This is a genomic window from Haoranjiania flava, assembly GCF_025631005.1.
Lineage (GTDB): Bacteria > Bacteroidota > Bacteroidia > Chitinophagales > Chitinophagaceae > Haoranjiania > Haoranjiania flava.
On the sequence record NZ_JAOTPL010000013.1, the window covers coordinates 1 to 24,047 of the forward strand.

The following is a 24,047-nucleotide window of genomic DNA, read 5'->3' on the forward strand; positions in this document are numbered from 1 at the left end:
CAGGGTATGCACAAACACTAAAAACTATTACGGGTAAAGTAACTGATACTACAGGACTACCTATTGCAAATGCATCAGTTAAAGTTAAGGGTAGAACTACAGGAGTAATATCGGATGCCCAGGGTAATTATTCTATCAGAGCGGCGGAAGGAGATGTAATTGAGTTTTCCTCTGTGGGATACATAACCGAATTCGGTGATGTAAGGGGAGATCAGGTCAATATTTCTCTTTCTCCTGCAGTACAAGCTGCGGGTGACGAAATTGTTGTAGTAGGTTATGCAACTCAAAGACGTGAAAATCTTACAGGCTCTGTAAGTACAGTTGATACAAAAGCACTAGAGCAGAGACCTGTAGCGAACATAAGTCAGGCTTTACAAGGTGTTGTTCCAGGTTTAAACTTTACCGTAAATAGAAATGGCGGTGAACTTAATAATACAATGAGTATGAATATTCGCGGGGTAGGTACTATCGGTACGGGTTCTAATTCTGGTCCTTTAGTATTGATTGATGGAGTTGTTGGTGATATAAATACTTTGAATCCACAAGATGTTGCAAATATATCTGTTCTAAAAGATGCGGCTGCTTCTGCTATTTATGGTGCAAGAGCTCCATTTGGCGTGATTCTAATTACGACAAAGTCCGGTAAATCAGGAAGAATGACAATAAATTATAATAATAATTTCAGATATTCTGATCCATTGAATCAGCCTAAAATGATGGATTCTTATACCTTCGCAAGGTTTTTTAATCGCGCTGCTGAGAATGGTGGCCAGGCCGGGCCATTTTCTGAGGCCACATTGCAGAAAATTTTGGATTTTCAGGCTGGCAAGATCCCATATGGAACTGAAGAAGTTAGAAATGCAGATGGGACAGGATCGAATAGGTGGGCTGAATACAGTGGAGCTTTTGGAAATACAGACTGGTTTAATACATTATATACAAGATGGGTGCCCTCACAAGATCATAATTTAAGTGTGAGCGGAGGAGGCGAAAAAATGACTTATTACGTTTCAGGAAATTATATGCGGCAGAATGGATTAAACAAATTTGGTCAGGATAAATACTATCGTTACAATTTAACCGGAAAAATCAATGCAGATATTTCTGAAAAAATAAAAATGATGTATAATACACGGTGGATACGAACAAACTACGATCGACCGGCATATATGACTGGCCTTTTTTATCATAATATTGCACGCAGATGGCCCACAAATCCGGCATATGATCCTAATGGATATCCTACAATAGGTTCTGAAATCATTCAAATCCGTGATGGAGGCCGCGATGAAGAAGAAAGAAATGATTACTTAAACCAGTTAAGATTTACCATTACGCCAATTAGAAACTGGAACGTGGTAGCAGATGGTAGTATTAAAACATTTACCCGCTTCGGTCAATGGGCGGTGCTGCCCGTTTATGCACATGACGTAGCTGGTCAGCCGTATTTAATGTCATGGGATGGCAGGGCAGCAGGCGCTACGCAGGTAAATGCCACTGCATGGAAAGATAATTATTACAGTACAAATATTTATACCGATTATAGCTTTGCTATAAATAATATGCATAATTTTAAAGTGTTGGTGGGTTCAAATACTGAAAAAAATAACAGGAGGGATCTTTCTGCACAAAGAGAAGGACTTATTACGCCTAATCTGGTTTCTGTAAATACAGCAACTACCAATGACAGAGCAACGGGAGGGTATGCAGATTGGGCTGTTGCTTCTTTCTTCGGACGCTTAAATTATGATTTCAATAATAAATATCTCCTTGAACTTAATGCTAATTATCAGGGTTCTTCAAGATTTGTTGGCGATAAAAGATGGGGCTTTTTTAAATCAGCTTCTTTTGGCTGGAATATAGCTAATGAAGAATTCTGGGCATCAATCAAAGATAAGATCAGCATGCTCAAATTAAGAGCTTCATATGGTGAACTAGGAAACCAAAATACAGAAGCTCTTTATCCATTCTATCTTACATTGCCTTATACTGTAAAAGGAAGTAGTTGGCTGCCTGATCCCAACGGCATTAGACCAAATATAGCTTCCCAAGCCGGATTAGTAAGTCAGGATATGACGTGGGAGACAGTACAAGACTGGAATATTGGTGTTGACTGGGCAATGCTTAACAGAAGATTCACAGGAACTTTGGACGTTTATAACCGTAAAACATTGAATATGATAGGACCTGCTCCTACACTGCCGGCAACACTTGGGACTTCTGTGCCACGTGTAAACAATGCAGACATGGAGTCTTACGGCTTTGACCTGGAATTAAGCTGGAGAGACAATATTGGAGCGTTCGATTATGGCATTAAAGCTGTATTGTCAGATGGCCAACAAAAAGTAACAAGATATCCCAATGAGAATTATAATCTGGCAGATTGGTATATCGGCCGTTTGAACGGAGAGATCTGGGGATACGAAACAATCGGTATAGCAAAAACACAGGAGGAGATGGATGCACATTTGGCAAAAGTTGATCAAAGCGCTATAGGAAACAACTGGGGAGCAGGAGATATTATGTATAAAGACCTGAATGGCGACGGAAAAATTAATAGTGGAGCTAATACCTTGGATAACCCTGGCGATAGAAAAATAATAGGTAACTCTAATCCTCGCTACCGATACGGTATAACTTTAGATGGTACGTGGAAAGGAATTAATTTAGCCGTTTTTTTACAAGGCATAGGTAAGAGAGATATATTTATAGGAGGCCCTTATTTCTGGGGAGCTAATGGAGGCATGTGGCAGTCTGCAGGTTTTAAAGAGCATTGGGACTTTTTCCGGCCTGAGGGAGATCCTTACGGAGCAAATGTCAACGGCTATTATCCAAGACCAGATTTTAATAGAGGAGATAAAAACCAATATGCGCAGACGCGGTACCTGCAAAATGCCGCTTATATGCGTATAAAAAACATTCAATTATCTTACGCTTTGCCACAAAATATAATCAACCAGATAAAGCTAACGAATGCAAAAGTATATATATCAGCAGAAAATATGGTTACATTTACGAAGCTCTCCACCATATTTGATCCTGAAGCTATTGACGGGCCATGGGGTGAAGGAAAGGTGTACCCCCTATCAAAAGTTATTTCATTTGGCATAAATTTAACTTTTTAAAATCATTACATTCGAATAGCAATAACATGCCTGATACCAATTGAGTATGTGTATTGGTGAGTTCATGTAAAAAAAATAAAATATATATGAAAAATAATAAATTAATACTACTTTTTACTTATGCTGTAATCACAGCTATAAGCCTGCCATCCTGCCAGAAGTTTCTTGACTTGCAACCAAAATCTTCCATTACACCGGAAGCATATTTTAGCACACAGAGCGATCTTGCTGCATATTCTTTAAATCTTTATAACAATTTCGCAGTGCCAGGAGGCTGGAATGCTTGGCCTGTGAATGCAGATGTGCATACAGATGTAATGGTAAACGGAAATCCGAGCTATCAACGCTTTGCAAAAGATCAATGGCGTGTTCCTACATCCGGCGGGGGGTGGGATTTTGCCGGTATAAGAAATACAAATTTCTTTTTTGCTAATGTATTGCCAAAATGGCAAGCAAATAAGATTCAAGGAAATGCTGAAATGATTAAATTTCATATAGGTGAAATGTATTTTTGGAGAGCTTGGACATACTTCGAAAAATTAAAGTCTTTTGGCGATTTCCCTATTATCACAAAAGTTTATCCAAATGTAGAGTCTGAATTAATAGAAGCAAGTAAAAGACAGCCTAGAAATCTTGTTGCAAGATTTATTTTATCAGATCTTGATTCCGCTGCTTTGTTAATGGGAAATACAACTTTTAATTCGGCAAAAACAATGCTTAACCGGGATATTGTCCTGATGTTCAAATCAAGGGTAGCATTGTATGAAGGCTCATTTGAAAAGTATCATTCCAAGACTCCCCGTGTACCGGATGGGGCCAACTGGCCTGGTAAAGGAAAAGAATGGAATCAGGCATATTCTTATAATAATACAACAGAAGTGAATTTTTTCTTAGAGCAAGCGATGTCAGCGGCAAAAGAAGTGGCAGATAAATACACATTAACTCCAAACTCCGGAATAATTGAACCGCAAGGTAACCAGTGGGAAGGCTGGAATGATTATTATGATCAATTCTCTGCAGAAAATCTCAGCAAGTATCCCGAGGTAATGTTGTGGAAAGCTTTTAACAAGGACCAGAATATGATGCAGAATCTTGTTGAGTACTTGGGTAGTTACGGGCCAAATTTTTTTGGACTTACTAAAAATTATGTAGATGGATTTGTAATGAAAAACGGTCTGCCTATTTACGCTGCTGGTTCAGGATATAGCAATATAATGGATACAACCATCACTACACAAAAAGAAGGCAGGGATGATCGTTTGAGGATGTTTACAAAAGGAGAAAGGCAAAGAAGAGAAAATGGGTATTATTGGGGTGTACCTCAATTACTGGGAATCCAAGAGCATCGGTCAGTTACAGGATATGATGTCATCAAAGGTCTTTCATTCAATCCTTTATTTTATACAACCTCCTATCAGGGAATTAGTAAAACCAACGGATTTCTGGTATTGAGAGCAGCTGAAGCATACATGAACTATATAGAAGCATCATATTTAAGAAGTGGAAATATTGATGGTACAGCCGATAAATATTGGAGAGCCATTCGTACAAGGGCAGGGATTAATGCCGATTATAATACAACTGTTAATGCAATTGATTTAGCCAAAGAACAGGATTGGGGCAGATATTCGGGGAAAACATTTGTAGATAAAACAATGTTTGCTATTAGAAAAGAACGCAGCAATGAATTTTTAGCAGAAGGATTCCGCTGGAGTGATCTGGTTCGCTGGAGGTCTTTGGACATGGTAAATGGCTATATTCCAAAAGGCTTTAACCTGTGGTCGGTTGATTACAAAGATCCGTACTACTACGATAGCAAAACAGGAAAATTAAGGCTGGTTGAAGCAGGCAATCCTGGAGCTAACATATCATCCAGAACAGATCCGTATGCGGAAGGAAAATATATTTTGCCATATAGAATAAATGTCAGTGATAACAATCTGGTGAGAGACGGTTATTATTTTTCGGAGGCTAATTATCTAAATCCTTTACCATTCCAGCAATTCCAATTAACCCAAACAGGAAAAGATATAGGATCTTCAGTACTATATCAAAATCCGTATTGGCCTATTGAAGCCAATGGTACAGCTTTGCAATAATCTACAGCACAGTTAAAACAACAAGGCTGCCTGAAAAGGGCAGCCTTGTTGTTTATTTATCCAATGGTCCAAATGTGGGAACGCGCCTCGAGGCGCGTTCCCACCAATCATTCTCACCAATCATTCCCACCAATCATTCCCACCAATCATTCCCACCAATCATTCCCACCAATCATTCCCACCAATCATTCCCACCAATCATTCCCGCCAATCATTCCCACCAATCGTTCCCACCAATCATTCCCACCAATCATTCCTACCAATCATTCCTACCATGATCCTTGCAAACCCGTCAAACCTAAACCAGGCTTAGTTTATAGCTCGTAGTAAAAATATGCTTCTCTTCAGGCTTTGCATCTATCAGCCCGATTTTATTGTTAAATGCATCCGGCACGGAGCTGAGGTTTTCAATGGCAATGCTCTTCCTGTGCGGCGGCGTATAGATCTGCAGGATGGGATAAGATTTGTCCGGAATGATTTCCAGTTGCACGCCTGCGTCCTGATCTCTCATCACCAGTGCCGGGCCGTCGTGGTCGTTCAGTGTAAAACTGTTGTCAAGTTCAGTTGCCCCCAAAGTCTTGAATTCATTAAAGGTGTTGTAGGGGAAAAAATTGCCTGTAGGCAATAGCTCACTGCTGAATTCTGCAACTTCTTTGGCATTGAATTTCACTTCGGCCGTATTTATGGTTTCACCCAGTTTAAAATATGGATGCCAGCCGTCGCTCAACGGCATAGGCTCTTTGGAATGGTTGGTGATGGTGGTTCTTACGGTAAGTTTATTTCCAGGTTCTAATTTATAAGCCACATTTACTGAAAAAGCAAACGGAAAACCGTGCTCTGCTGTTTTATAATCGTAGTGCAGCGATACGGTAGCTTTATGGTCATCTATATGCGTAGCGCTTACGGTAAAGTCTGCATCGAATACAAGGCCGTGTATAGCCGACGGGCCAATGTTGAATTTTTTTATTGAAAAATCTTTCCCTCCGTAAGAAAACCTGCCGGCGTTAAGGCGGCACACAAAAGGTGTAAGCTTGGCGCTTTTGTGCAATTCCGTTACCGATTCCCGGGCATGGTCAACTGAATGGTAACCGTCAATAACATTGACAGGCTTACCATCTTTCTCAATCTCAAACCTGTTTAGCAGCGCGCCGAATGTATATATTTGGGCCTGTGTGTTTGTATGTGTGTCTTTCAAAATCAAGTTGTCGTTGTTGTCGATAATTTCAAAACGCATAGTTTTTTATTTAGATTGTTCGTTAATGGCAGAAATTATTTTACGCTGTATTTCCTGCATTTCTTCGGGTGAAAATTGTAATTTTTTTCTTGTGAAATTAGTATCGTCCATTTCATTGATGGGTAACAGGTGGAGATGCGCGTGTGGTACTTCCAGGCCTATTACGGAAAGCCCTACTCTTACGCAGTTCATTGCGCTTTCCAGGGCATGGCACAAAGGTTTTGCAAACACCAGCATCTCTGAAAGGTACGTATCATCAAGATCGTAGAGCTTGTCTACTTCTGTTTTGGGTATCACCAGTACATGGCCTTCTACCAGTGGATTTATATCCAGGAAGGCAAAGAATTTGTCGTTTTCTAAGATTTTGTAAGATGGAATTTCCCCGGAAATGATCTTTGAAAAAATGGTCATGGCAACAGATTTTTATTACTAACCAAATATAAAATAAAAAACATAAATGTGTAGATGTATTTTGGTTTTAGTACATCGTTTGCGCATTTTTGCTACATGTAGCAATGCCTGATAAGTTGCAGTTGCTGTGGCATTTTTTTTCGTAAATTGTAATGCGTTTATAATGAAATAAAATTCTTCATTATGAAACATTATACAGCCTGCATTTATAGTCGCGTTTTTCTCATTGCCTGTAGCAGCACAAAACAGTAAATTCTATATGTACATCTATAGGCATCGGCGCGGAGGCGCAAAAGGAGCATTTTAAAATAATTATGGTGTACGTGCAAATAACATGTATAACTACCTGACTACACTTACACTCACTTTATTTTCAACCATGATTTTGATATTTTCCAGGATAGCTTCTGCATCGTAGCCGCAGGCCCTGTGCAGTTCTTTCAGTGTGCCATGCTCCACAACAGTGTCGGGGATGCCCATAATTTTTACATGCGCGTGGTATGAATGCTTAGCCATAAATTCCAGCACCGCGCTGCCGAAACCTCCGGCTACAGTACCGTCTTCCACGGTGATCACTTTTGTATGTTTTTGGAAAACCTCGTGCAGCAATGCTTCATCCAGCGGCTTTACAAAACGCATGTCGTAGTGGGCCACGTCTATGCCGGCATTCTTTGCTTCGCGGATGGCGGCAGTTACAAAATTGCCGGGGTGGCCGATAGATAACACTGCCACATCATTGCCGTCTTTTAGCTTGCGGCCCTTGCCGATCTCTATTGCTTCAAAAGGTTTGCGCCAGTCTGCCATAACGCCGTTGCCGCGTGGATAGCGGATTACAAAAGGATGCGTGTTGCTGTCAAGCTGGGCAGTGTACATCAGGTTGCGCAGTTCCACTTCATTCATGGGTGCGGAAATGATCATATTGGGTATGCAACGGAAATAAGCAATATCGTAAGCGCCGTGATGTGTAGGCCCGTCTTCGCCAACGAGTCCTGCCCTGTCAAGGCAAAGTATCACCGGTAGTTTTTGCAGGGCAATATCATGTACTACCTGGTCAAAAGCGCGTTGCATAAAAGATGAATATATATTGCAGTACACACGCATGCCTTGTGTGGCAAGTCCTGCGGAGAAAGTAGCTGCATGTTGTTCGCATATGCCCACATCAAAAGCGCGTGCAGGCATTTGCTCCATCATAGGCTTTAGTGAGCATCCTGTGGGCATAGCCGGCGTAACGCCCATGATGCGGTCGTTTTGCTGCGCAAGTTCTATAATAGTTTCGCCGAAAACATCCTGGTATTTGGGAGGTTGCGGCAGATCAAATTTCTTTTTATAAATCTCGCCGGAAATTTTATCAAACAGGCCGGGTGCATGCCATTTGGTCTGATCTTTTTCTGCCAGTGCATATCCTTTTCCTTTGGTGGTAACGATATGCAATATTTTGGGGCCGGCAATTTTCTTCAGCTCTTTCAAAGTATCTACCAGGTTGGTAATATTATGGCCGTCAATCGGCCCGAAGTAGCGAATTTTAAGTGATTCAAAAAAGTTAGAGCTGCTGCTGATCATACCTTTCAGGCTGTCTGCCAGCTTATGCCCCATAGCGCGTGTAATGGATTTGCCTACAGGCAATTTGCCCAAAGCATTCCAAACATCGTCTTTGAATTTATTGTAGGTAGGTGATACCGTAATGTCTGTAAGATATTCCTTCAACGCGCCCACGTTCTGGTCAATGCTCATGCAATTATCGTTCAGGATAATGAGCATATCACTGTCACTGACACCCGCATGGTTCATAGCTTCGAAGGCCATGCCCGCAGTCATGGAGCCATCGCCGATAATAGCAACTGCCTTCCTGTCTTCTCCTTTGTATTTGGCAGCAATGGACATGCCGAGGGCCGCTGAAATGGAAGTAGAGGAATGGCCTACTCCAAAGGTATCGTATTCACTTTCGCTTCTTTTAGGGAAGCCGCTGATGCCCTGGTACTTCCTGTTGGTAGGGAAAATATCTCTTCTGCCGGTAAGTATTTTGTGGCCGTAAGCCTGGTGGCCTACATCCCACACGAGCTGATCGTAAGGAGTATTGTAGACGTAATGCAATGCCACGCTCAGTTCCACAACGCCAAGGCTTGCCGCAAAGTGGCCGCCATGCACACTTACAACATCAATAATGTATTGTCTCAACTCGTCGCAGACCTGGTGCAGTTGCGCCTTGTCCAGCTGCTTGAGGTCGTCTGGTGAGTTGATCGATTGCAATAATTTTCCGGCAGTGATTTCCATTCGCGTAAATTAATCAACAAATGTATGAAAAAAATGTTTGAAGGACACGTCTAAATAACTGAAAACATTACAACGCCCTGAAGGTAAAACCAAGCTCGGCAAAATGATCCAAAGTGCGCGGAAGTGCGTAGCGCAGTCTTTCAAATGCTTTCTCACTATCGTGAAAAACTATTATTGAACCGGCTGTAGCTTTAGATGTTACATTTTTCAGGCATTTTTCCCATGAAATATCGGTATCAAAATCGCCGCTGAGCACATCCCACATAATGATTTGCTTTTCCGGGTATTTTTGTTTGAATAATTTCTCCTGGGCAAAAGACATTCGTCCATAGGGTGGCCTGAAAAGATTCGAAGAAATAATTTGATAAGCCTCGTCTATATCCTCCAGATAGTGGTCGGCATTGGTTTTCCAGCCATTGCGGTGAGAAAATGTGTGGTTGCCAACGGTGTGTGCTTCTGCCAGTATGCGGTCGTAGATATCGGGATATTTCTGCACATTATTGCCTATACAAAAAAAAGTGGCTTTGGCATTGTATCTTCTTAATTCTTTTAAAACAAATGGCGTGATGTCCGGGTGGGGGCCATCATCAAAAGTGAGGTAAAGTATCTTTTTGCCGCTGGTATTTATTTTCCAATACCTGCCGGGATACAGTATGCGCAACGCAATATTTGATTTTACTAAATACACTTTTATTATTTTTCTATTACTACAATAATATCGGGCCTGCCTTGCAAGGGCTGCTCAGGAAGCTGTATGGAAAGGCTGCCGTTTTTCAATATAGCAGGCACGCTGGTTTTCGAATCAAACATATAAACTTTTTTCATTTTCTTCAGCGGGAAAGATGGCAGGGTGATCTGTGCGCCTGCTTGCAGCACATGTAAGTACATTTTATCTTTTGTTTCGGTAATGCAACCCCATGGCTGCGGTTTTAGGTATCCGCCCGTGGTGTTGTAAATGGTTTCACCGTATTTTGCCAGCCATTTGCCGGTTTCATGCAGCGTTTTCACAAATTCAGGCTGTATGTCCCCGTTAGGCATCGGCCCGATATTCAGCAATAAATTTCCACCGTGTCCGGCAGATCTTACCAGCAGGTTAATGACTTCGCTTAAAGATTTATAAGCCGTGTCTTTAATGTCAAACCCCCATGAATTGTTAATGGTGGCGCAGGTCTCCAGCGGCAGCTTGCTGATCTGTTGAAAGCTGAGCCCATGTGCATTTTCACCGGGAACATCACGCTCAAACATCTGGAAATCTTCACCGGGAAGGGGAGTAAGGTGATGGTTATTGCCTATGAGGCACTGCGGCTGCAGTTGATGGATGTGGTCGTAAATTTCCCGCATATGCCAGTCAATGAATACATCATCATCCTTACGCGTGGCGCTCTCTTCGGGCATTTGATCCCAATAGCCATCCAGCCAGATGCCGCCGATCTCACCATAGTTCGTCAGCAATTCTGTGAGCTGGTTTTTCATGAACTGAATATAATCTTTCCATTCCCCCCTCGTAGTTCTGCCTGTGCCTTTGCCGGTTCTGCCGGTCCAGTAGGAATAGTCATCGCGTCGCCAGTCGAGTATGGAATAATACAGAAACAGCCTGATCCCCTGTTTATGACATTCGTCTGCCAATGCCTTTACAATGTCTTTTTTGTAAGGCGTGTGCATAATGCTAAAATCAGACTCTTTAGTATCCCACATGCTAAATCCATCGTGATGGCGGGTAACCAGCGTTATGTATCTCATGCCTGCATTCCTGGCCATATCTACCCATTGCCGCGCATTGAAATTTATAGGGTTAAAAAAATGCTGCAAGCGCTCATAGTTTTTAACCGTTATGTTTTTATTATTCATTACCCATTCGCCATCTCCCAGGATGCTGTACAAACCCCAGTGAATGAACAGGCCGAATTTATTACCGGTAAACCATTTTCTTGCTTCCAGGTTTTCTGCGGAAGGGAGGTAAGGTTTTGTATCTTTTACGTATTGTGCTTTTGAAACCGACATGGTAACGAAGCATGCAACAGCAATAAAGATTTTCTTGATCATGATATCAGGAAGATTTTGGTTTAAAAATAAACATTTATTATAAAAACTGCACTAAGAAGCTTAGCTTATTTTTATACCTTTGGGTTTTGTTGAATATGCTTATAGATACGCACACACATTTATACTCCGAAGAGTTTGCCGGCGACCTTGAAAGCGTTATGCTGCGCGCTTTTGAAGCCGGTGTCAGCACGTTTTACCTGCCTGCGATTGACAGCGCCACCCATGATGCTATGTTCCGGTTAGAAGAAAAGTATCCGGAAAAATGTTTTGCTATGATGGGGCTCCATCCATGCCATGTAAAAGACAATTTCAGGGAAGAGCTGGCGCTGGCGGAAGAATATTTGCAACAAAGAAAATTTGCTGCTGTCGGTGAGATAGGCCTTGACTTTTATTGGGATAAAACTTTTATAAACGAGCAATACAAAGCTTTTGAAATACAAATGCAGTGGGCATTGGAAAACAAGCTGCCCATAGTGATACATTCAAGGGATTCCATGCAGGAAACCTTAGATTTTGTAAAACCGTTTGCTGATAAAGGGTTGCGCGGTATTTTCCATTGTTTTGGCGGGGATAAAAATGCGGCAGAGCAAATCGTTTCCATGAATTTTTTATTAGGTATTGGCGGCGTGCTTACTTACAGGAAAGCAAACCTCGCTGAAGTATTGAAAGATATACCCCTGGAATATATTGTGCTGGAGACCGACTCGCCTTATCTGGCGCCTGTACCTTACAGGGGCAAGCGAAATGAGAGCGCATACCTGGAATATATTGCACAAGCATTGGCAAGCGCAAAAAATATACCTTTTGAAGAAGTGGCTTCAATAACTTCAGCAAACGCAAGGAAATTATTTGCTATTTGAATTAGCGGCACGAGCCCTTAGAAAAAACTTTCAATAAACGCTTAGGAGCAGTTTTTTTATCCTCAATGGTATTGGTTTCTTTATTCTTGACTTTACGCTTGCTGATATAACTGAAACGCCATTTGTCTCCTTGCACAAATACCACCATTGCACCGGCTACCTGCTTGGTAATATCTTTCAATAAGTTTCGTAATGCTACACGATTACGGGAAAGATTTACTCTTCATTCAGTTCAATCTCAAAAATACCGATTTTGGTGTATTCGTTGATTTCATAATTGCCCAAACTCAGACATTGATTTCTGATGGTTTTATCAGATAAAGCGATCGTTCTATCTTCGGCATTCAGCTTGTTGTTGGTAAATTGCGTTTGCAGAAAATTTTCCAAACTTTTCTGTCGTATGGGCTTTCAAGGATGTGTCGCATTTCTGATATAGTCATTGTTCAATGTTGTTGTCTAGTTTTTCAATTTCTTTTTTTACCTCGTCAATCAATTGTTGCTCTGAAGGTAGGTAAAGTTGGTATTTACTGGCTATGATGGTGTTGTTATTTTCCGGTAAGGTAATTTTCACCATTGCATCATTTTTGTCGGTACAGAGCAAAATGCCTATGCTCGGGTTTTCATATGATTGTTTCTCGTATCGGTCATAATAGTTTACATACATCTGTAGCTGCCCTATGTCTTGATGAGTAAGCTTTTGGGTCTTTATTTCAATGACAACAAAGCTCTGCAACAAGCGGTTGTAAAATACCAAATCCACAAAATACTCGTCACCTCGATATGTATTCTTTTTTGCCGTGCCACAAATGCAAAGCCGTTACCTAATTCCAAGATAAAATCCTGCAGATGTGTAATGATTGCATTTTCCAAGTCCTTTTCATAATAGGAAGATTCTCGCTTCAATCCCAAAAACTCCAGTACCATGGGGTCTTTGATGATTTCCTTGGCTTCCGTTGGCAGCTTTTCCGCTCTGGCTATCGACAAAACAGATGCTACATCATTGCTCATCAGCAAACGTTCGTACAACTGACTGTTTGTCTGCCGTTCCAGTTGTCGTGCCGTCCAGTTGTTTTTTCTGCTTCGGCGATGTAAAACTCCCTTTTTTCCTGATTATCGATGCGGACAAGTGTTCTATAATGTGTCCAGTTGAATTGCGAACGCAGTGCGTTCGTATTTGGGAAAGTACGATAAAACTGTCTGTTCAATTCTAATTGACGTACAGTAAAACCAGTTCCAAATTGTGGCTGAATCTCATCGGAGATTGATTTAATCAGAAATTTGCCATAATCCGCACGTTCTTTACCATCCTGTTCTTCTTCAAAGATGACCTTCCCGATTTGCCAATACATCAGAACCCGTTGCGTATCAATCGACCGGATAGCCCTATCCCTTGCGGTAGCAATGATGGAATGGATTTGTTGTATAAGTTCTTTTTTGATGTTCATCACACAAATGTTTCTGATATAATTATTCTGGGCTGTATCGACTTTAAATCTGCTTTTTTCGGTCGCTTTTACTTTCGACGTGTAAAAAAGAGTAGGAAAAAGATACATAAACAATGTATAACCTGTATTTGGCGACTGGAAACAAAACAGAGGTTTTCCGCCGCACTAGCCTGCGTGGCAAAGAAAAAGTATTGATTGAAATAGGCCTGGTAGCCTTGGCCCATAACCTGCAAAAGTTTACAAAGTCCGATAAGTCAGTCTAGAACAAAAGTGGTTGCCTGATGAAGCCATTTAGTAAATCATCCCGCACAAGTTGCCACAGCTAACTTACCCCTAACAACGAACCAAAATCAGCAAACTCAAAAGCAGGGGAGACGGCGGGATTCGAACTCGCGATACAGTTTTGCGTATATCCCGAAAGCATTCGGGACTTCTTCAGCCAACGGGCACTTTCAATAAAGAAAAATCAGCAAACTCAAAAGCAGCGGAGACGGCGGGACTCGAATTCGCGATACAGTTTTGCGTATATCCCGAAAGCATTCGGGACTTCTTCAGCCAACGGGCACTTTCAATAAAGAAAAATCAGCAAAACTCAAAAGCAGCGGAGACGGCGAGATTCGAACTCGCGATACAGTTTTTCGTATATCCCGAAAGCATTCGGGACTTCTTCAGCCGCCGGCACGTGTCATTAGAAAAACTTTCAATAAAGAAAAATCAGCAAACTCAAAAGCAGCGGAGACGGCGGGATTCTAATTCGTGATACAGTTTTTGACGTATATCCCGAAAGCATTGGGGACTTCTTCAGCCACCGGGCAACCGTCATTAGAAAAACTTTCAATAAAGAAAAATCAGCAAACTCAAAAGCAGCGGAGACGGCGGGACTCGAATTCGCGATACAGTTTTGCGTATATCCCGAAAGCATTCGGGACTTCTTCAGCCAACGGGCACTTTCAATAAAGAAAAATCAGCAAAACTCAAAAGCAGCGGAGACGGCGGGACTCGAATTCGGGATACAGTTTTTCGTATATCCCGAAAGCATTCGGGACTTCTTCAGCCAACGGGCACTTTCAATAAAGAAAAATCAGCAAAACTCAAAAGCAGCGGAGACGGCGAGATTCGAACTCGCGATACAGTTTCCCGTATACACACTTTCCAGGCGTGCTCCTTCAACCACTCGGACACGTCTCCAATTTTTTTATTAAGAACTTAAAAGACTTACCATACACACTTTTCTCCCGAAAGCGTTCGGGACTCCTTCACTCAGACACGTCTCCATTTTTTAGGAAATGCAAAGATAATACATATGGTTGAATTATAATTAAACGAAGCAGACATAAAATTAAATCGTCAATACAATATAATCACAGCCTCATATGGCTATGCAGCCGGATATAAAAACGCTGTTAAATTTTACCCTAAAATTTTTAAAATATCATTTTAAAAGTAGTTTTTTAATCTACTATCCAAAATATAAATGTAATTTCAATTACCTAAAAACATATTCATGGATACCAACCAACGCAAAGTACAGCATTTGCTATGGCGTTCCGGCTTTGGCCCTGCATCCGCTGATATACCACGCATAATTAACAGCTACCCGGAGGAGTACTATAAATTCATTAAGCAACCTTCGATGCAGAAGCCGCAGAACATTAGGGTTGCTGACGAGGAATTAATCAGCCTTTACGATTTACCCGGCGAAAATAAAAGAGCACAGCTGGGTGAGGCAGAAAGAAAAAAGCTTACCAGGTTGCAGCGTGAGGCCGTTAAAAGGCTCAATCTTGCATGGATGCGGGAAATGATAAACGGCCAGGATCAGTTACGTGAAAAGATGGCTTTCTTCTGGCACGGCCATTTTGCAAGCAGGAACCAGAATATTTTTTTTAACCAGTTGCTGTTGCATACTTTTCGCGAATATGCGCTTTCGGATTTTGGCACCTTGTTAAAAGAGGTTTCAAAGTCGGCTGCCATGCTGAACTTTTTGAATAACCAGCAAAATAAAAAAGGCCATCCCAATGAAAATTTTGCGCGTGAATTAATGGAGCTCTTTACGCTTGGGCGCGGCAATTATACTGAACACGATATTAAAGAAGTCGCGCGAGCTTTCACCGGCTGGACAGCTGATAAAAAAGGAAATTTTATTTTCAGAAAAAATCAGCATGACAATGGTATAAAAAATATTTTTGGTAAAACAGGCAACTTCACCGGCGACGATGTTTTGAATATTATCTTAGAAAAAAAGCAAACTGCCAGCTTTATTGTAACTAAGATATACAAAAGCTTTGTACACGAAACTGCCAATGAATCTATAGTCGCTGAACTTGCTGCTGATTTTTATAACAGCAATTACCGTATAACAAAGTTGTTGGATAAAATATTTACTGCCGGTTGGTTTTATGAAGAAAAAATTATCGGCAATAAAATCAAATCACCGGTAGAGCTGTTGGTAGGCATGCAGCGTTTAATACCACTGGATTTTAAAAAAGAGCAGGTGTTGATCAGCCTGCAGAAAATATTAGGGCAGGAATTGCTGTATCCGCCGAATGTTGCAGGATGGCCGGGCGGAAAAACCTGGATAGACAGCAGCACACTACTGATGCGCTTGCGCATTCCTCAAATGCTGTATGGCTCCGACATTATGAATGTAAAGCCAAAAGATAATGATGACGTAGACATGGGCAGGGGTGAAGAGAATATTGTTAACTTGAAAAATAAAACAAATATTGCCAGGATAAATGCAAGTGCAGACTGGGGAGCTTATGTAAAGAATTTGACTAACATACCTCAAAACCGCGTTATACCCTCTTTGCATTCTCTTTTGCTGCAAACCACAAATGCTGAAACAGCCCATACATCTAATGACCATCCACCTTTTGCTTCTATAGATTCTCTTATAAAAACAACAACGCTGCAGCTGATGAGTACACCGGAATACCAGCTTTGCTAAACATTACTCCTAAAAAATTACAGCTATGCTCCTGAAAAGAAAAGAATTTTTAAGATTAGGTTCGCTTGCTTCGGGATCGCTTTTTATACCAAAATTCCTCAAAGCATTTGAAACACAAACCCGTATTGCAACCGGCAACAAGGTTGTAGTGATTATACAGCTCAGCGGTGGAAATGATGGTTTGAATACGGTAATCCCCGTGCGCAATGATCTGTATTATAAAAACAGACCTTCCTTATCCATCACCAAAGATGCTGCTGCAAAGCTCACCGATGAGGTGAGTTTACACCCTGCACTTACTGCTTTTCAACAGCTTTACGATGCCGGCAATCTGGCTATTTTAAACAACGTAGGCTATCCGAATCCAGACCGTTCACATTTCCGCAGTATGGATATCTGGCACAGCGCCAGCGACAGCAATGAGTACTGGAGCACTGGCTGGATTGGGCGCTATCTCGACGCACAATGTAAAGGTTGCGATAAGCCTACACAGGCTTTAGAAGTAGATGATGTGCTCAGCCTGGCTATGAAAGGAAAAGTTACCAACGCTATCGCGGTTAATGATCCCGGGAGATTATTTGGCAACACCAGTGAAAAATACTTTAAAAAATTATCTGCTGCACATAAGCACAGCTATGAGGAAGAAAAGCCGGTAGATTATTTATACAAAACCTTGGCACAAACTATTTCTTCTGCCGATTATATTTTCAATCAGAGCAGGTTGCATGCATCCCAGGCAACTTACCCGGACACGCAACTTGGCAAAGGTTTAAAAACCATAGCATCGCTGATTTTTTCTGAGATCAATACAAAAGTTTATTACATATCACTTGGCAGTTTTGACACACATGTAAACCAACAAGCGCAGCAGGCAAGGCTGTTCACACAATTGAACGATGCCGTAAAATCCTTTACTGACGATTTGAAAAAAAATAGCCGCCTCGAAGATGTACTGTTATTTACATTCTCTGAATTTGGCAGACGCGTAGCTCAAAATGCCAGTAACGGTACGGATCATGGCACGGCAAACAGTATGTTTCTTATCAGCGGGGCGCTAAAAAAGAAGGGTATATTAAACGAAATGCCTGATCTTGCTGATCTGAACGAGGGCGATCTTAAATTTAAGATAGACTTTAAAAATGTTTATTCCACCGTGTTGAATAATTGGCTGAAAGCCAATGCAGACGATATCCTTGGCAAACACTATACTGCCCTTGATTTTATTTAATGTAGTACCGGTATACGGAAAACATCATCGTGGTAAAGCTATTGCCCTGTATTATATAAACCATGTGCTGCCTGCCAACTGCCCCGCAGGCCACTATTTGACTATCGCTTTGAAACCAGTTAATAAGTACAACAGATACGGGTGATGCATTGAATGCTGACACCAGTATAGTTGATACGTTAGCTGTCATGTCATGTAAGGCATGATCAGGCCTTCTCTGACAAATTGCGCGCTTTTCCTGTCGCCATTACTGCCATACTTACTGTTATAAGAATTTTTTAATCAGGCGCAGATAGAATTGGCATTATGTTTGATAAATGAATGACCATTCACTCAATTAAACATTATGGCACGACTCATTGACGCATCAAAAATGGACAGCATTAAAGAAGTAACCCTGCAAATGGTAGTGGAAAAAGGATATGGCGGTGCTTCCATTGCAGAGATTGCTAAAAAAGCCGGCGTGGCGGACGGCTATCTCTACCGTTTTTACAACAGCAAGGAAGAGCTGGTTAATGACTTGCTTTTCAATGCGGTGGGCGACATCATGGACAACCTGGAAAAGCTGATGAAAGATGAAACACTTACAGTGAGCTTAATAGTTGAAAAGCTGATCCAGTATTTATTTGATGTGGCCAACAGGCAACCGGAAAAGATCAAATTCCTGTTTGTGCTGATGCATGAATACAAATTCAACCTTGAGAAAGAGCAGCAGAAAAAAATTATGCAATTATGTCACCGGTTGAAAGTAAAGGGTGAAGATACCGGTGAAATTTCACCTGATACAGATGAGGAGATTATATACCTGATGTGCGTAAGCCTTCCTATACAATACATTAACCTGAGGTTCAAGAGGTTTTTTAACCGTTCAGAGCTGACTAAAAAACAACTGAAATCCTTATTGTCAGTTTGCTTAAAATCATTGAAATAAGTGAAATGTCCATTCCGGGTAGCGATCGGGAGGGTGCATTCCCTGTGACAACTAAAAAACAAATAAATAAACACACATGCATAAAAAATATTTATCCTTTTTTATTGCCACCTTACCATTGTTCAGCATTGCACAGTCCGGCACACAAATGCAAGCCCTGACCTTTGGTGAGGCAATGCAGATCATGGAAAAAAATCACCATGCTTTAAAGCAGGCAGATTATCATGTTAAGGAGAAGCAGGCCGAAAGGCAGGCTCGCAAAGGGTTGTACTATCCCAAAGTAGGCATTAGCGGCAATTATGTGGCCATGCAAAAAGATGTTGCCATGAACCTTTCGCCGGTACGCGATGCCCTTATGCCTTTGTACAATACACTGGGCAATTATGGAAGCTTTTCCGGCGTGCCCAACCCAGATCCTGCCACGAATAAGCAAATGCCGGTATTGCCGGATAATTTATCCACCAAAGCTGTCAGGGAAAAGTTGCTGGAAGGCGCGCAGGCAGTGCAGAATGCAGACTGGGAGCCGACACTGGTAAACAAGTTTTTTGGTTCGGTCATGGCTACAGCGCAGCTTCCCATATATACCGGTGGAAAAATTCACGCGGCCAACCAGGCAGCTATGATAGAAGAGCAGGAGGCTGCCGAAGAAGTGGCTGTAAAAAAGGCTGAATTGACAAGCGAGCTTGCAGAAAGATATTTCGGGCTGAAGCTGGCTGAGCAGGCTATACTCGTGAGGAAGCAGGTGCTTGATGGCATGAACAAGCACCTGGAAGATGCCCGTAAAATGGAGGCACGCGGTATGCTGGCTCGAGCAGAGGTTTTAAATGCACAGGTACACCAGGCGCAGGCAGAAAGGGAATATAAGAAAGCTGTACAGACCGCTGCCATACTTACAAAAGCAATGGCTAATTCTTTATCTGTGCCGGAGCTGCAGATTGTACCCGTAACAGACCTGTTTTATGTTGCAGACCTTGAGCCGGTGGATTATTTTAAGGTATCTGCATTGCAGAATAACCCTCAGCTAAAACAGGTAAAAACCAAAATGGAGCTTGCCAGACAAGGCAGCAAGGCCGAGCGCGGAGCCCTCTACCCCACAGTAGCATTGATTGGCAGCTACAATATAGTGAATGCTTCAAAGCTGGCGCCGGATTGGTTTGCAGGTATTGGCGCCAAATGGACACTGTTTGACGGCTACAGCCGCAGCAATAAAATAAAAGCAGCCGCATACAAAGTAGAGCAGGTGCGTGAAGCAGAGCTGAAAGCCATTAACGACATCAATGCTGTGATTGATAAGCTCTATACTACGCTTGGCATGTACAAAGATCAGTTGGAGGCTTTGGAAGCAAGCCAGAAGCTTGCCGATGAATACCTCTATGTACGGCAGAAAGGTTTTGAGGCGGAGATGAATACAACTACAGATATTATGGATGCACACCTGGGAGTATCTAAAATAAAAATTGAAAAGCTTGAAGCCATGTATGGCTTTGATAAAACACTGGCAGAACTATTGAAATACGCCGGCATGGCAGAACAGTTTGAAGAATACCGCAATTCACACCAGCTCGTTATCGGTAAATTTTAATGAAGAAATATTATTTGAATAAGATAAATACAGCACAAGCCCCATTTCGTAAATATTGAACGATAAAACCAGTTGCGGAGCAGCTAACTAAAAAAATACACACATGAATCGATAGTTATTTCATGTGACAACTGAAAAACAATTAAATATACACACATGAAATAACCATAAAGATTAGCAATCTTTACCAACCGAGGATGATAATAAAGATTAAGGTTTTGGTTATTCCATGTGGCAAACAGAAAAAATTAAATATTAACACATGAAATAGCCATAAAGATTAGGAATCTATACCAACCGGGAATGATAATAAAAAATGAAGGTTTTGGTTATTCCGTGTGGCAAACAGTAAAAATTAAATATACACACATGAAACAAAAAGGATTTTTTTTATTAATGATTGGCCTGGCGGTCTTCATAGGGTTTATCATTTTTTCTTTTGTGGTGATCAACAAACCACAGCCACTGGAAGTGCAGGGCGAGGTAGATGCCAAAACCATTAAGGTGGCATCAAAGCTGGTGGGCCGCATCTCAAACCTCACCGTACATAAAGGCGACACCGTGCGGCAGGGGCAACTGCTGTATACTTTCAGCAGCCCGGAGCTCGACGCAAAAATGACGCAGGCTAGCGCTGCACTCTTAGGTGCAGAAGCACAAAACAGTAAGGCAATGAATGGCGCACAAAGTGAAGATATACAAGCCGCCTACGACATGTATCAGAAAGCTTTGACCGGTGCCGAACTTGCCCGGAAAACATTCGAACGCGTAAACAGCCTGTACAAAGACGGTGTAGTGCCTGCGCAGAAGAAAGATGAAGCAGAAGCACAATACCAGGCAGCCATGCAAACAGCCAACGCTGCCAAAGCTACCTGGCAAAAAGCACGCAATGGTGCACGTACGGAAGATAAAATGGCATCCGGCGCCATGGTAAAAAATGCCAGAGGCATGATACAGGAAGTGAATTCCTATAAAAAAGAGACTTCCATTTATGCGCCGCTCAGTGCAGAGGTGGCAGATATCATTGCAGAAGAAGGCGAGCTGGTTTCAGCCGGCTATCCCGTAGTAACACTGGTAGACCTGGAAGATATCTGGGTGGTGTTTAACCTGCGTGAAGACCTGTTGGCAGATATATCAGCGGGCTCAGTGATCAACGCGCGATTTCCGGCATTGAAAAACAGGCTGGTGCCGCTGAAAGTTACGTACATCAAGGTGTTGGGCCAGTTCGCTACCTGGAATGCTACCAAAACTTCGGGCGATTTTGATATGAAAACATTTGAAGTGCATGCGGTTCCGGTCAATGCTGTCAGGGGTTTGCGCCCTGGTATGTCAGCAGTTGTTAACTGGAATGATGTAAGAAATAAAAAGAGCTGAGGATGCAGGAGATTATTAAAGTAATGATCCGTGAGTTTCGCAGGATTGCCGCATCTCCGGTAGTATTCGCCATGGTACTGGCGGGCCCGGTAATAGCTTTCGTGCTTATCACTGTGATCTTCAAGGAAGGCGTGCCCCGCGATCTGCCGGTGGCTATTGTGGATCATGACCATTCCGCGCTCTCAAGGAAAGCAGCGCTGATGATAGATGCTTCTGCAGCAGCAGCCATCAACAAAGACTTTACCAGCCTTGCTGAAGCACGTAAAGCAATGGAAGCCGGAAAGGTAGACGCTGTTGTGTTCTTGCAGCAGGGTATGCAGAAAAATATATTATCAGGAAGCAATAGTGAAGTTGCGGTGTACATCAACAATGCCAACGTGATCAAGGGAAGCCTTTTAAACAGCGGCATTCAAAAGAGCCTCCAGACTTTGAGCGCAGGCATTAAGTTGCAGACGCGCCTTAAGAGCGGTGAGTCGGGTTATGATGCTATGGCTAAAATTTTACCGGTGAATATTCACTCCCAGGTATTATCCAATCCTTATCTTAACTACTCCTATTTTATCACTTTCATCCTCATGCCGGTAATGCTGGTATTGTTCACGCTCATCGGAACGGTGTATGCTATAGGGAATGACCTGTATGAAGGCACTGCGCCATCCTGGATCCGCGCTGCAGGCGGCAATATATATGTGGCGCTTTTTGGTAAAATATTGCCCTATACTTTCATGTACTTAATGGTTGCAGCTATTATGAATATTACGCTGTTCTATGTAATTGGCGCTCCCTTGCACGGCAGCTTCCTGTTCCTGTTGCTGTCGGAGTTATTGCTGATTATCAGTTACCAGTCTATGGCAATCGTACTCATCAGTATTACGGCTAACCTGAGGCTGTCATTATCTCTTGCAAGCGCTTATTCTATGCTGGCGCTTACATACGCCGGCCTGTCTTATCCTATTTATAATATGCCTGTTGCCGGGCAGGTATTCAGCAGGATATTCCCGTTGACTTACTGGCTTGATGCTTTTATGGGCCAGTCATTAAGAGCTGCGCCGGTTGCAGACAGTTATCCTTATCTTTTATACCTGGTGTTTTTTATACTTCTTGGATTTTTCTTTATTCCGCATCTCAAATATATATGCTACAACAATAAATACTGGGGCAGGCTGTAAGGGTTTATAAATATTTCATTGAAAATTATATCATGCGAATGATCCGATCAATAATAAATGGTTTCAGGCAAATACAGGTTTACTTCATTGGCGAGGTAAAAGAAATATTTCGCGACAGCGGTACAGTTGTCTTATTCATAATCGCCATGCTGGCTTATCCCGTAATCTATGCGATAGGCTATATGGAAGAAACTGCTACTGAAATCCCTGTGGCATTTGTAAACCTCAACGATGGTGCACTCAGCCACAAGCTGGGAAGAATGATAGATGCCACAGAACAGGTGCGTATTGTATCGCGGGTGAGCAGTTTGCAGGAGGCGGAAGAGCTGTATTACAGAAATGAAGTTGCCGGGGTAATTGTGGTAGACAGGGATTTTGAAAAAGATATTCTTTCCGGCAGGCAGGGCAATGTAAGTGTGTATAGCGATGCCAGCCACTTTTTATTGTACAAACAGGTTTACTCTGCTACCGTATATGCATCTCAGACGCTTGGAGCCGCTGTAGAGGTGAATAGTCTTATAAATAAAGGCAAAACCATGGAGCAGGCGCTGGTAATGAGAGAGCCGTTGAGCATAAAAACATACAATCTGTACAATCCTGCAGGTGGCTACGCCAGCTTTATTGTTCCGGCCATACTGATCATCCTGGTACAGCAAACCCTGCTCATCGGCATCGGGCTTTTGTATGGCAAGCACAATGAGCGCCGCAGTTATCATTACCTGAAAGATGGCATGCGAAGGCCTTTTGAAGAGATAAAAATAATTATCGGGCAAACTATGGCGTTCATGCTCATCTACCTGGTTACAACATTTTTGATCATGGGACTGTTTTACAGGTGGATGGCTTTGCCTGATAAAAGCGGCCTGCTGAACACATACTTGTTGATGATACCTTACCTTGCAGCGGTTTCTTTCATGGGCATCAGCATTGGCCTTTTATTCTCCAAGCGCGTTTATGCGCTGCTTTTCCTGGTATTTCTTTCTCCCATACTCTTTTTTATCAGCGGGGTGGCATGGCCTGTAGAAGCATTGCCGCCGCTGCTTTACAAGGCCTCTTATATTTTGCCAAGCACACCTATGGTAAATGCTTTTATCAGGTTAAGGGTAATGGGAGCAAGCCTGCAGTCTGTAAGCCCCGAATTCAACATATTGTTGGTTCAAATGCTGGCTTACTTCCTGCTTGCTGCCATTGTATATCGTATAAAATTAAAAAGATTGCGACAGGAAATGGCGGCTCTATAATTTATAAGTATATGGTGTACACATTTCTTAGAGGGAAAGATTCTAAAAATTTATTTAAAAAAATATTTTTTTAATTGTTTGGTAATTAGG

At 42.1% G+C, this 24,047-nt stretch carries 20 protein-coding genes, 1 tRNA gene and 1 pseudogene; 11 read left to right on the forward strand and 11 right to left on the reverse strand.

From position 1 onward, the window contains the following. Positions 1-3,125: SusC/RagA family TonB-linked outer membrane protein (locus OD355_RS09455; RefSeq protein ID WP_263038225.1), on the forward strand; the 3,125-nt coding region annotated here is incomplete at its 5' end. A gap of 86 nt (positions 3,126-3,211) precedes the next feature. After that, positions 3,212-5,224, forward strand: coding sequence for a RagB/SusD family nutrient uptake outer membrane protein (locus tag OD355_RS09460; RefSeq protein WP_263038226.1), 2,013 nt, complete (start codon positions 3,212-3,214; stop codon positions 5,222-5,224). 298 nt (positions 5,225-5,522) lie between these two features. Here the strand turns inward: OD355_RS09460 and OD355_RS09465 are convergent, their stop codons facing one another. From OD355_RS09465 to OD355_RS09485, 5 genes are all read right to left on the reverse strand, one after another. After that, on the reverse strand, positions 5,523-6,458 hold the full coding sequence (locus OD355_RS09465) for an aldose 1-epimerase (protein WP_263038227.1): 936 nt from the start codon (positions 6,456-6,458) through the stop codon (positions 5,523-5,525). A 6-nt stretch (positions 6,459-6,464) separates the two neighbouring features. After that, entirely contained in the window at positions 6,465-6,869 is a 405-nt protein-coding gene (locus OD355_RS09470) for an HIT family protein (RefSeq protein ID WP_263038228.1), read from the reverse strand. A gap of 342 nt (positions 6,870-7,211) precedes the next feature. Then, complete coding sequence (gene dxs, locus OD355_RS09475; protein ID WP_263038229.1) at positions 7,212-9,140, reverse strand: 1-deoxy-D-xylulose-5-phosphate synthase; 1,929 nt, start codon at positions 9,138-9,140, stop codon at positions 7,212-7,214. 67 nt (positions 9,141-9,207) lie between these two features. Then, positions 9,208-9,828 carry a polysaccharide deacetylase family protein gene (locus tag OD355_RS09480; RefSeq protein WP_263038230.1) on the reverse strand — a complete coding sequence of 207 codons (621 nt, stop codon included), beginning with the start codon at positions 9,826-9,828 and terminating at the stop codon, positions 9,208-9,210. A 5-nt stretch (positions 9,829-9,833) separates the two neighbouring features. Next, positions 9,834-11,183 carry an alpha-L-fucosidase gene (locus tag OD355_RS09485; RefSeq protein WP_263038231.1) on the reverse strand — a complete coding sequence of 450 codons (1,350 nt, stop codon included), beginning with the start codon at positions 11,181-11,183 and terminating at the stop codon, positions 9,834-9,836. Between the two features lie 95 nt (positions 11,184-11,278). Between OD355_RS09485 and OD355_RS09490 the strand changes: the two genes are divergently transcribed. Further along, the gene (locus OD355_RS09490; protein WP_263038232.1) at positions 11,279-12,043 is read left to right on the forward strand and encodes a TatD family hydrolase; all 765 of its coding nucleotides are present in this window, start codon (positions 11,279-11,281) and stop codon (positions 12,041-12,043) included. 1 nt (position 12,044) lies between these two features. On the opposite strand, the gene OD355_RS09495 is transcribed toward OD355_RS09490, so the two are convergent. The 4 genes and pseudogenes from OD355_RS09495 to OD355_RS09515 form a co-directional block, all read right to left on the reverse strand. Further along, positions 12,045-12,224, reverse strand: coding sequence for a hypothetical protein (locus OD355_RS09495; protein WP_263038233.1), 180 nt, complete (start codon positions 12,222-12,224; stop codon positions 12,045-12,047). A gap of 35 nt (positions 12,225-12,259) precedes the next feature. Further along, on the reverse strand, positions 12,260-12,430 hold the full coding sequence (locus OD355_RS09500) for a hypothetical protein (protein WP_263038234.1): 171 nt from the start codon (positions 12,428-12,430) through the stop codon (positions 12,260-12,262). Between the two features lie 49 nt (positions 12,431-12,479). Beyond that, positions 12,480-13,051 (reverse strand): annotated as a pseudogene (locus OD355_RS13960) (PDDEXK nuclease domain-containing protein). Continuing rightward, positions 13,051-13,488: a DUF1016 N-terminal domain-containing protein gene (locus OD355_RS09515; protein WP_263038237.1), complete on the reverse strand. Its 438-nt coding sequence runs from the start codon at positions 13,486-13,488 to the stop codon at positions 13,051-13,053. The pseudogene OD355_RS13960 and the gene OD355_RS09515 overlap by 1 nt, the downstream one beginning before the upstream one ends. 113 nt (positions 13,489-13,601) lie before the next feature. On the opposite strand from OD355_RS09515, the gene OD355_RS13965 reads away from it, so the two are divergent. Next, the gene (locus tag OD355_RS13965; RefSeq protein WP_382303453.1) at positions 13,602-13,751 is read left to right on the forward strand and encodes a transposase; all 150 of its coding nucleotides are present in this window, start codon (positions 13,602-13,604) and stop codon (positions 13,749-13,751) included. 838 nt (positions 13,752-14,589) lie between these two features. On the opposite strand, the gene OD355_RS09520 is transcribed toward OD355_RS13965, so the two are convergent. Next, positions 14,590-14,676, reverse strand: a tRNA-Ser gene (locus OD355_RS09520). A gap of 316 nt (positions 14,677-14,992) precedes the next feature. Here OD355_RS09520 and OD355_RS09525 point away from each other — a divergent pair. Both OD355_RS09525 and OD355_RS09530 read left to right on the forward strand, forming a co-directional pair. Then, positions 14,993-16,435 (forward strand): DUF1800 domain-containing protein, encoded by a 1,443-nt coding sequence (locus OD355_RS09525; protein ID WP_263038238.1) that lies wholly within the window; start codon positions 14,993-14,995, stop codon positions 16,433-16,435. Positions 16,436-16,460: 25 nt separating this feature from the next. Next, a complete protein-coding gene (locus OD355_RS09530) occupies positions 16,461-17,663 on the forward strand; it encodes a DUF1501 domain-containing protein (protein ID WP_263038239.1) in 1,203 nt (400 codons plus the stop codon). Here OD355_RS09530 and OD355_RS09535 read toward each other — a convergent pair. Next, on the reverse strand, positions 17,656-17,853 hold the full coding sequence (locus tag OD355_RS09535; RefSeq protein ID WP_263038240.1) for a hypothetical protein: 198 nt from the start codon (positions 17,851-17,853) through the stop codon (positions 17,656-17,658). The genes OD355_RS09530 and OD355_RS09535 overlap by 8 nt on opposite strands. 156 nt (positions 17,854-18,009) lie before the next feature. Here OD355_RS09535 and OD355_RS09540 point away from each other — a divergent pair, with 156 nt between their 5' ends. The 5 genes from OD355_RS09540 (at position 18,010) to OD355_RS09560 (ending at position 23,957) form a co-directional block, all read left to right on the forward strand. Then, positions 18,010-18,594 (forward strand): TetR/AcrR family transcriptional regulator, encoded by a 585-nt coding sequence (locus OD355_RS09540; RefSeq protein ID WP_263038241.1) that lies wholly within the window; start codon positions 18,010-18,012, stop codon positions 18,592-18,594. Positions 18,595-18,670: 76 nt separating this feature from the next. Then, positions 18,671-20,176 carry a TolC family protein gene (locus OD355_RS09545; protein WP_263038242.1) on the forward strand — a complete coding sequence of 502 codons (1,506 nt, stop codon included), beginning with the start codon at positions 18,671-18,673 and terminating at the stop codon, positions 20,174-20,176. 369 nt (positions 20,177-20,545) lie between these two features. Continuing rightward, on the forward strand, positions 20,546-21,547 hold the full coding sequence (locus OD355_RS09550) for an HlyD family secretion protein (RefSeq protein WP_263038243.1): 1,002 nt from the start codon (positions 20,546-20,548) through the stop codon (positions 21,545-21,547). Positions 21,548-21,549: 2 nt separating this feature from the next. Continuing rightward, positions 21,550-22,716 carry an ABC transporter permease gene (locus tag OD355_RS09555; RefSeq protein WP_263038244.1) on the forward strand — a complete coding sequence of 389 codons (1,167 nt, stop codon included), beginning with the start codon at positions 21,550-21,552 and terminating at the stop codon, positions 22,714-22,716. A gap of 38 nt (positions 22,717-22,754) precedes the next feature. Continuing rightward, a complete protein-coding gene (locus OD355_RS09560) occupies positions 22,755-23,957 on the forward strand; it encodes an ABC transporter permease (protein ID WP_263038245.1) in 1,203 nt (400 codons plus the stop codon). The last annotated feature ends 90 nt before the right edge of the window (positions 23,958-24,047 follow it).